Source organism: Nonomuraea antri, from assembly GCF_013283785.1.
In the GTDB taxonomy this organism is placed as follows: Bacteria; Actinomycetota; Actinomycetes; order Streptosporangiales; family Streptosporangiaceae; genus Nonomuraea; species Nonomuraea antri.
This window is the reverse complement of record NZ_JABCPZ010000084.1, coordinates 31,560-41,019: the sequence shown is the minus strand read 5'-3', so window position 1 is coordinate 41,019 and position 9,460 is coordinate 31,560. Positions and strand designations below refer to the sequence as shown.

The 9,460-nt window shown below is 73.7% G+C and carries 3 protein-coding genes; all 3 read right to left on the bottom strand.

Annotated features, from left to right (window positions below; genetic code table 11):
• Window positions 1–2,368, bottom strand: a 2,368-nt coding sequence (locus HII36_RS26150; RefSeq protein ID WP_173525889.1) for a non-ribosomal peptide synthetase, incomplete at its 3' end; no start/stop codon positions are given.
• A gap of 145 nt (window positions 2,369–2,513) precedes the next feature.
• Complete coding sequence (locus tag HII36_RS26145) at window positions 2,514–7,532, bottom strand: non-ribosomal peptide synthetase (RefSeq protein WP_217369980.1); 5,019 nt, start codon at window positions 7,530–7,532, stop codon at window positions 2,514–2,516.
• Window positions 7,529–9,439 (bottom strand): ABC transporter ATP-binding protein, encoded by a 1,911-nt coding sequence (locus HII36_RS26140; RefSeq protein ID WP_217369981.1) that lies wholly within the window; start codon window positions 9,437–9,439, stop codon window positions 7,529–7,531. Before HII36_RS26140 ends, HII36_RS26145 begins: the two co-directional genes overlap by 4 nt.
• Window positions 9,440–9,460 lie beyond the last annotated feature (21 nt).

Below are 9,460 nucleotides of genomic sequence, written 5' to 3'. Positions count from 1 at the left end.
CACCCGCCACCCCCGGCGGCACCGGATGCAGGAACGCGTCCAGCACGAACGCCCGCCGCCCCGCCACCGGGCCACCGATCGGCAACACCGCACCGACCTCCGCACCCGGCTCGATCACGTGCCAGGTCGCGTACAGCGTGGACTCGGTCGGCCCGTAGGTGTGCCGTACCCGGACCTGCGGGCAGGCGGCTCGCACCCGCTCCACCGCCGCCCGGGGGACCACGTCCCCGCCCGCGGCGACCTCGCGGAGGCCGGCGAACGACTCCGGCGCCTCCTCGGCCACCACGCGGAACGTCCCGGCGGTCAGCTGGGCCACGGTCACGCCGCCGGCCACGTACGCGGCCAGCCGTTCTCCGTCGACCGCTCCCGGTTCGGCGATCACCACCCGGGCTCCGCAGGCCAGCGGCACCCAGATGTCGTGCAGCGACGCGTCGAACGCGTGCGAGGCGTGCATGAGCACCGCGTCCTCCGGCCCGACCTCCAGCCCGGGATCGGCGGCCAGCGCCGCCACCGCGCCGTGCGGAACCGCCACCCCCTTCGGAACCCCGGTCGACCCGGAGGTGTACATCACGTACGCCAGGTCCAGCGCCCCGGGCCGGGTCAGCCCGGCCACCGGGCCGTCGTCATCACGCACGACCAGCGACTCGACACCCTCCACGCAGCCGGTGGCCTCGTCGCACAACGCCAGCGACACCCCGGAGTCGGTCAGCATGAACCGCATCCGATCCGCCGGATACGCCCGGTCCACCGGCACGTACGCCGCACCCGACCGCCAAACCCCGAGGAAGGCCACCAGCAGATCGGCCGAGCGATCCATCACCACCGCGACCCGATCCCCGCGACCCACCCCACGCGCCGCCAGCACCCCGGCCAACCGGCCCGCCCGCGCCCACAACTCCCCATACGTCAGCGAACCCCCACGCCAGGCCACCGCCACCGCACCCGGCGCCCGGGCCACCCGATCCTCGATCAACTCCACGACCGAGCCCGGCCCCGCGGCACGGCTCTCCGAACCGTCGCCGGTAGCGGTCATCGCCTCCACCCGGCCCACCGGGGTCCGCGGATCCGTCACCAGGTGCTCCAGGACCTGGACGAGCTCGCCGAGTGCGCCGCGCGCGACGGGTTCGTCGATCGCGGCGGGCCGGTACTGCACCTGGAACTCCAGGGATTCCCCGGGCAGGACGGTCAACGTCAGCGGGTACGGCGTGGCCTGGTCGACGTCGAGCAGGGTGAACCTCGGCGAGCCTGCGGGAGCCGGCTCCTCCCGCATGCCGGCGTAGTTCTCGAAGACCACCAGCGTGTCGATGGTGACTCCGGTCACCCGCTGCACCTCCGCGAGGCCGAGGTGATGGTGGGGCGACAGCGCCTGTTGCCGTTCCTGCAGCTCGGCCAGGAGGTCCAGGAACGGGCGCGCGCCACGCAGCCGCACCCGGACCGGCACGGTGGTGACGAACATCCCCACCATCCGCTCCACGCCGGGCAGCTCCGGCGGGCGTCCCGACACCGCCGTGCCGAACACCACGTCCGTCCGCCCGGACAGCCGCGCCAGCACCAGTGCCCACGCGCCCTGTACCAGGGTGTTCAGCGTCAGCCCGCACGTACGGGAGAGTTCGGTGAGCGCCGCGGTCCGCTCGGCGGTGAGCCGTACCACCGTCTGCGCGGGCGGCTCCGTCTGCCGTTCGTCCGAGCCGCCGCCGCCCCATGGGGAGCCCGAGGAGTCGAAGCCCGCCAGCTCGGCCCGCCACGCCGCCCTGGCCGCCGCCTTGTCCTGACGGCCCAGCCAGGCCAGGTGGTCGCGGAACGACACGGCCGGCGCCAAGACCCCGGCATCGCCGCCGGCCGCGTAGACGGCCCGCAGTTCCGCCTGCAGGATGCCCTTCGACCAGCCGTCCATCAGCAGGTGGTGTCCGGTCGTCACCAGGATGTGGCGGTCGTCCGCGAGCTTGATCAGCAGGAGGCGCAGCAGCGGCGGCACCTCCAGGTCGAAGCCCGCGCTCCGCTCCTTCTCCGCGAGCGCCGCCACGTCGGCGCGCGCGGCCTCCTCCGGCAGCTCGGACAGGTCCCGCTCGCTCCACTGCAGCTCGGCCTCCCGCAGGATGAGCTGCGCGGGGACGCCCGACTTGCCGCGGTGGAAGCAGGCCCGCAGCGCCGCGTGCCTGGTGAGCAGGGCCTGCCAGGAGGTGCGCAGCAGGGCCGCGTCGAGCGTTCCTTCGATGAGCTGGGACTGCTGGATGACGTAGATGTCGGGAGCGGTGCCCGGCACGGCGTGCGAGGTCCGCACGCTGTCGAAGAGCATGCCTTCCTGCATCGGTGTCAGCGGCCAGACCTCGGCCAGAGCCGGCCCGGCGACCTGTGATGACGCGGCCATCGACTTCCCCCTTAACAGCACAGTCGAGCGGTCAAGCACCGCAAAATTACGAATTTCCCTACAAAACCGTCAAGAATTGTCCAGTTACCCACAGTCACCCCGTCCAACTGTGGATGTCGCCCGGTTGGGCACCCCGCCCCCGGGATCAGGCGTCGCCGGTCAGCCGTGCCGCGATCGACTCGAACTCGTGCACGTCGTCCTGGTCGAGGGGGATGAGGTCGAAGTCGGAGGCGGACCTGCCGCCGGCGTCCGGCGCCCGCGTGTGGTCGGCGAGACCGGACAGCAGGTCGAGCCAGGTACGGACGAATGCCTCGACCTCGTCCTCGCCGACGAGCCGGCCGGCCCAGTTCAGCACGAGGTCGAACTCCGGCCCGTCCCGCACGATCACGTTGGCCTCGATCGCATGCTGCAGCGGCGTCTCCGGATCCATCGACCCGCCGATGCCGCCGATCATCCGCCAGGGCGCCGAGCCGTCCGAGCCGCTGAACCTGCCCAGGTAGTTGAAGCCGATCCGGGGCGCAGGCAGGGCGGCCAGCACCGGCGCGGTCCCGGGGTTGAGATGGCGCAGCAGCCCGTACCCCAGCCCATCGCCGGGTACGGCCCGCGCCTGCTCCTTGACCTGCAGCAGCAACTGCCCGGCGGCGCGGCCACCGGCCACGGCCTCGTCCAGGTCGACATCGGTCAGCGACAGCCGCACCGGATGAACGCTGGTGAACCAGCCGACCGTCCGCGACAGATCCGTTCCTGGCGTGAACGGCCGCCTGCCGTGCCCCTCCACGTCCAGCAGCACGGACGACGTCCCCCAGTGCCGGGCCACCGCTCCGGCGAACGTGGCCAGCAGCACCTCGTGGATCCCGCAGTGGAACAGCGCCGGCGCGCGATCGGCCAGCCGTGCCGCCCGCTCCCCCGAGAGTGTCCACGATCGCGACCGCATGGTCGCCCCGGTGTCCTGCACCCGGTCCGGCTCGTCCAGGGGCGGCGCCGGGTGGTCGAGGACGGCCCGCCACGACTCCAGCTCCCCCGCCCGCGCCGGGCCGCCCGCCTCCCGCGTCAGCAGGGTGGACCAGCTCAGGAAGGACGTGGTCGCCGGTTCGAGCACCGGTTCCCGGCCGGCCGCGGCCGCTTCGCAGGCCGCCGCCAGGTCCGGGACCAGGATGCGCCAGGACACCCCGTCGATCACCAGATGGTGGGCCACCAGCACCAGCCTGCCCGGCTGAGCGGGCCCGCCCGCCACCCACACGACTTGGAACATCCGGCCGAGCTTCGGGGCCAGCCGATCGCGGGCTTCCGCCACGGCTTGCGCCGTCCTGGCGTCGAGGTCTCCGCCGGCCTCGATCCGGGTGACGAGGTCGGCCGCGTCGACGGCGCCGGTGTCGGGGACCGCCAGGCGACCGTCCGCCGCCGAGGCCCGCAGCATGCCGTGCGTCGCCAGCACCGCCTCCACCGCTCGGGTCAGCACCGGCAGGGTCAGGTCCGCGGGAGCGGCGAGCACCACCCACTGCGCGAACCACGTGCCCAGCGCGCCGTCGCCGAACGCCCGGATCACCGGGGTCGGCGGGATCTCACCGACGCCGGCGTCGACCCCGGAGGCGGCCGCCGGCTCGGCGGCCGGGGCCGTGGACGGGTCGCTGTCGATCAACCGTGCCAGGCGTTCCGGGGTCTTCTCGGTGAAGACCTGCGCCGCGGTGAAGCGGAGACCCTCGCTGCGGGCCCGCGCCGTGAGCTGCATCGTGGTGATCGAATCACCGCCGAGTTCGAGGAAGCCGTCCTCCGGGCCCACCCTGGGCAGGCCGAGGACTTCGGCGAACAGCCGGCACAGGAGCCGTTCGAGCGCGGTGGCGGGCTCGCGGCCGGAGGCCGGCCCGGCCAGGTCCGGTGCGGGGAGCGCGTCTCGGTCCACCTTGCCGCTGGGCGTCCTGGGCAGCTCCGCCAGCACGACGATCGCCGTCGGGATCATGAATTCGGGGAGTCGGCCGGCCGCGTGCTCGCGCAGGAGCCGGGGGTCCTGCCCCGCTTCGCGCGGGACGACATAGCCGATGACGTGCCGCCTGCCGGGCTGGACCTCCCGCACCGTCACCACGGCCTCGCCGACGGACTCGTGGCTCATCAGCACGGCCTCGATCTCGCCGAGCTCCACCCGGTGCCCGCGCACCTTGACCTGGCCGTCGGCCCGGCCCGCGTGCATCAGCTCCCCCGACGGGGTCCAGTAGGCCAGGTCCCCGGTCCGGTACATCCGCTCGCCGGCCGCCGCGGGGAGCGAGCCGGGCACCGCCACGAAACGCTCCGCCGTCAGGGCGGCGCGCTCCCGGTAGCCCCGGGCGAGGCCGCTCCCGGCCAGGTACAGCTCACCGGTGATCCCGGCGGGCAACGGCCGCAGGAACGCGTCGAGCACGTACGCGCGGCAGCCCGGGATCGGGCGGCCGATCGGCGGCGCGGGCGCGCCGGTCAGCGCGCCGGTGACGGTGGAGGTGACGGTCGCCTCGGTCACGCCGTACTCGTTGACCAGCTCGACCCTGGACGACCACCAGCGCAGCGCGGTGTCGCTCGCGCCCTCCCCGCCGATCACCAGAACCCGCAGCTCAGGGATGTCCCGGTCCGGGAGCTGCGCCAGCAGACCGGCCACCATGATCGCGTGCGTGACCCGGTGGTCCCGCATCAGGTCGGCGAGCTCGTCCCCGGAGAACCGGCCGGCCGGCCCGAGCACGAGGGTCGCACCGGCGCACAGCGTCGGCCAGATGTCGCCCATCGCGACGTCGAAGCTCGGCGACGAGAGCTGCAGCACCCGGCTCGACGCGTCGAGCCGGTACCTGTCCCGGCGGAAGGCGATGAACCGGGACAGGCTCGCGTGCGACACGGTGACCCCCTTCGGGGCTCCCGTCGACCCGGAGGTGTAGATGACGTAGGCCGCGTTCCCGCCGTCCACCCGCGGCAGCGGCCCGTCCCAGGCGGGCCCGCTCGGGTCGATCCCGACGGCCTGGCACCCGGCCGGCACCACGTCCCTCGTCTCCGGGGTGCACAGCACCAGCGCCACGTCGGCCAGCATGTCCGCCACCCGCCGCGCCGGATACTCCGGATCAACCGGGACGAAGGCGCCGCCCGCCAGCGACACGGCGAGCAGGCCGACCACCAGCTCGGGCGACCGTTTGGCGACCACGCCCACCGGGCACTCCGGCCCCACTCCGCGCGCCACCAGGTTCCTCGCCAGCGCCGTCGCCCGATCCCACAGCTCGGCGTAGGTCAGCTCGCCGTCCTGGCCCGTCACGGCCACCGCATCGGGGTCGCGCCGCACCGCCCGTCCGACCAGCACCGGCAGCGACGGCGCCGCCACCGGCTCGTCGAGCGGCTGGTCGAGCGGCTGCGCCGCGGGCAGGCCGAGCCTGCCGACCAGGGGCTCGGCCACGATGCCGGCCAGCACGCCGAGCAGCTGCTCCAGCAGGGACCCGGCGACACCGGCGTCGAACGCCCCCTCACGGTAGGCGAGCCGCAGCGTCAGCTCCGCACCCGGCACGACGCCGATGGTCAGCGGGTAGTGGGTCGCCTCGACCGTGCCCAGGTACCGGTAGCCGCCGGCGAAGTCGCGCGGGTAGTTCTCCATGACCAGCAGGGTGTCCAGGCCCGCGGCCGGCCCGGCCGCCCGCTGTATCTCGGCCAGCCCCAGGTGCTGGTGGGGCATCAGGTTCGCCTGCCGTCCCGCCAGCTCCGCGAGCATCTCGCCGACCGGCTGACCGCCGCGCAGCCGTACCCGGACCGGCACGGTGTTCATCATCAGCCCGAGCATCCCCTCCACGCCGGGAAGCTCGGGCGGGCGGATGGCCGCCACCGTGCCGAAGACGACGTCGTTCCGGCCGGCCAGCCGGGACAGGACGATCCCCCAGGCGCCTTGCATGATCACGCCGAGGGTGAGCCCACGGGCGCGGGCGAAGTCCAGCAGCGCCGTGTGGAGTGCCGCGGGGACGACCGTGTCGCGGTACACGCTCTCGCCGCCGGGGGCGCCGGTGCCGGCCAGGGTGGGCTCGTCCAGGCCGGACAGCTCGGCGCGCCAGGCCTCGCGCGCGGCGTCGGCGTCCCGGCCGGCCAGCCAGGCGAGATACTCGCGGTAGGAGGTCACCGGGCCGAGCCCGGAGGCGTCGCCGCCCGCCGCGTACACCTCGGCCGCCTCGTTGAGCACGCCCGCGACCGACCAGCCGTCGGTGACGATGTGATGGTGCACGACGAGCAGCCGACGCAGGTCCGCCCGCAGCCGGATCAGCACCAGCCGGGTCAGCGGCGCCTTCGCCAGGTCCAGCAGCTCCGCCTGCTCCCCGGCGATCACCTCGGCCACCGCGGCCTCCTGGTCGGGCACGTGGCTCAGATCCACCTCGCGCCAGTCGAGGTCCACAGCGCCCGCGACGGCCTGGACGGCCCTGCCCGACGCCAGGCGGTGGAAGGACACCCGCAGCGCCGCGTGCCGCGCGAAGACCTCGGCCCACGACGTGCGCAGCCGCGGCACGTCGACGGGCCCGGGCAGCTCCACGATCCACTGGCCCTGGTAGGCGTCGGAGCTCTCGGCGTGGAACAGCAGGCCCTCCTGCAGCGGTGACAGCGGCCAGACCTCGGCCAGGCCGGGGGCGGCCGCCGCCAGCTCCGCCGACTCCGCCGCGGACAGCTCGATCAGCCGCCGCGTCCCTGCCGGGGCCGCCTTCCCGCGCTCGGCGACGGCGGCCAGTCTCCGCGCCGTCCCCTCCGTCAGCACCTGGGCCGGCGTCACCATCAGGCCGTGCCCGGCCGCCCGCGCCGCGACGCGCATGGCCAGGATCGAGTCGCCGCCCAGTTCGAGGAAGCGGTCGCCGGCCGCGATCCCGGGCACCCCGAGGACCTCGGAGAACAGCTCGCGGAAGACCCGCTCGGCGTCCGGGTCCGCCGCCGGTGCGGCCGCGTCACTGCCGGGGGCGGCGGGCTCGGGCAGCGCCTGCCGGTCGATCACCGCCACGGGCATGATCACGGTGGGGACCAGGTGGTCGGGCAGCACTTCGGACAGTCGCTCGCGCAGCCGTACCGGATCAAGCGGCGCGTGCGCGACCACATAGCCGATCAGGCGGCCCTCGCGCACTGCCACGGCGGCCTCCCGTACCCCGGGTTGTGCCGCCAGCACCCCCTCGATCTCGTCCACGGGCATCGCGTTCATCGGCTCTCCTCCAGTGCCACCGCCTGGCGTTTCGCCACCCCGTTCCCGTTCAGCTGGGTGTGGTACAGCCCGGCGTAGAGACCGCCGGCCCGCAGCAGTTCCTCGTGCGTGCCACGCTCGCGGACCCCGCCGTCGTCGATGACGAGGATCTGGTCGGCCTCGCGGACGGTGGAGAGCCGATGCGCGATCACCAGCGCGGTACGGCTCCGCAGCGCGGCCACCAGGGCACGCTGGACCGCCGCCTCGGACTCCGAGTCCAGATGCGCGGTGGCCTCGTCGAGCACGACCACCGACGGCGACTTGAGCAGCAGCCGGGCGATGGCCAGCCGCTGCTTCTCCCCGCCCGACATGCGGTATCCCCGGTCGCCGACCACGGTGTCCAGCCCGCGCGGCAGAGCCTTGATCACATCCCAGATCTGCGCGCGCTCGCAGGCCTCGACCAGTTCCTCCTCGGTCGCGTCCGGCCGGGCGTAGCGGAGGTTCTCCCTGATGGTGTCGTGGAACAAGTAGGAGTCCTGCGAGACGACGCCGACCGTGCGGCGCAGCGATTCGAAGGTCAGGTCACGGACGTCGTGGCCGCCGAGGCGAACGGCGCCCGACGTCGGGTCGTACAACCGGGACACCAGGTGCGTCAGCGTGGTCTTGCCCGCGCCGGAGGGGCCGACCAGGGCGGTGACCGTACCGGCGGGAACCCGGAAGCCGACCCCGCGCAGCACCTCCGGGCTGTCGTCCGCGCGCTCGGCGAGGGCGTGCTCGTTCGTTTCGAGCGACTCCAGGGAGACCTCGTCGGCGCGGGGGTAGCGGAAGGACACGTCCTCGAACTCGATGTCCGGTGCCGGACCCGAGTCGGGCAGCGCGACCGCGTCGGGGCGTTCGGTGATCAACGGCTTCAGGTCGAGCAGCTCGAACACCCGGTCGAAGCTGACCAGCACGTTCAGCGCGCCCGCCTGCATGCCGGAGAGCTGGGTGATCGGGCCGAAGAGCCGGCTCAGCAGGAGGGCGAGCGCCACCAGCGTGCCGAGCTGGAAGACCCCGTCCAGCACCAGCCCGCCGCCGACGCCGTAGACGACCGCGGTGGCGAGCGAGGCCAGCAGCGCCATGATGATGAACGCGAGGCGGCCGTAGACCGTGACGACGACCCCGATCCTGCGGATCCGCTCGGCCCGGTCCGTGTAGTCGGCCAGTTCCTCGGCGGGCCGGCCGAAGAGCTTGGCGAGCATCGCGCCCTGCACGTTGAACCGCTCGTGGATCAGCCCGGCCAGGCCGCTCTGCAGCTCCATCTGCCGCCGCTGGTGGCGTTGCAGCCGCCGGCCCACGTAGGCCCACGGCACCAGGAAGATCGGGATGAGCACCAGGGCGGCGACCGCGACCAGCCAGGACAGGTAGAACAGCTCGGCCACCACGAGCACCACCGTGACCACGGCGGTCGCCGACATGAGCACCTGGGTGAACGCGTGCTGGGCGACGACGATGTCGGTGTGCATCCGGCTGGACAGCACTCCGGGCTGGGTGCGGGTGAAGAAGGCCAGCGGCAGCCGCTGCACGTGGTCGTGGGCCTGGACCCGCAGGTCGTGGCTGACCCCCTGGCCGATCCTGCCGGAGATCCGGCTCAGCACGAGCTGCGCCAGCGCCTCGATCAGGGCGAGCCCCGCGACCGCGCCGGCCAGCCGGGTCACCGTCGCCATGTCGTTGTTCAGGATCCCGTCGTCCACGATCGCCTTCAGCAACAGCGGCGTCGCGACGATGATCATCGCCTCCACGACGGCGACGAGGCCGAACGCGGCGATCGGCCCGCCGTAGGGCCGCAGGTAGGCAAGCGTCCGGCGCGCCGTTCCCGGGCGGATCCGGGCGGTGCCGGCGTCGTCGCCGCCACGCACCATCACCCCCCCTGGACCCGCCGTCATCATGACCTGTCCCATGTCTCTCCC

Excerpts from the sequence above, each read along its gene's own strand:
- HII36_RS26145 (WP_217369980.1), bottom strand. The coding sequence starts at position 7,532 with ATGAACGCGATGCCCGTGGACGAGATCGAGGGGGTGCTGGCGGCACAA.
- HII36_RS26140 (WP_217369981.1), bottom strand. The coding sequence starts at position 9,439 with ATGATGACGGCGGGTCCAGGGGGGGTGATGGTGCGTGGCGGCGACGAC.